The sequence below is a fragment of the Herbiconiux daphne genome, from assembly GCF_024979295.1.
GTDB classification, from domain to species: Bacteria; Actinomycetota; Actinomycetes; order Actinomycetales; family Microbacteriaceae; genus Herbiconiux; species Herbiconiux daphnes.
Window position 1 is genome coordinate 1 of record NZ_JANLCJ010000885.1, and the last position, 501, is coordinate 501.

Genomic DNA, 501 nt, shown 5'->3' on the forward strand with positions numbered 1-501 from the left:
GTGTACAGCAGCCTACAACAAGAGTTATCAGGCTGATCGACGTAACCGCCTGGTGAGGAAATCAGAGGGCTTAGAAACGCTCTCAGGCTTCATAAGGAAGAAGGGGAGAACACCGGAGCATATGACGGCCTACCAGGACCTACTACAAGCACCGGATGAGCCATTGAAGGTACAGAGAGTGGAGCACCTAAAGCAAAGGGTAACACAACAGATCAGGCGGGAGACTGCTTAAACCAGGGGGAAAGTTAACGCTTTCCCTCTTTTTTTGTCTATTTTTGTAAATCTCTACTTTTTCTGGAACTAAAAACTATCCTACACGTGCTATTTACTAGTGTTGATATGAGTTTTTAACTCTCACCCCTATGTCAACTTCACGCTAATAACTCTAAGCGTTGCATGACGTAGATTAACTGATAGTGTTAAATCAAAGTGTAACAGCCTCAACCGCTCCTACACTCCCTCATTTAGCATGTTCACTACCTCTCAGAAGGCGGGGAGCCA

General features: G+C 45.3%; 1 protein-coding gene. It reads left to right on the forward strand.

Annotation, left to right across the window (positions count from 1 at the left end):
• Positions 1 to 232: hypothetical protein (locus N1032_RS28200; RefSeq protein WP_259544063.1), on the forward strand; the 232-nt coding region annotated here is incomplete at its 5' end.
• Between the last annotated feature and the right edge of the window lie 269 nt (positions 233 to 501).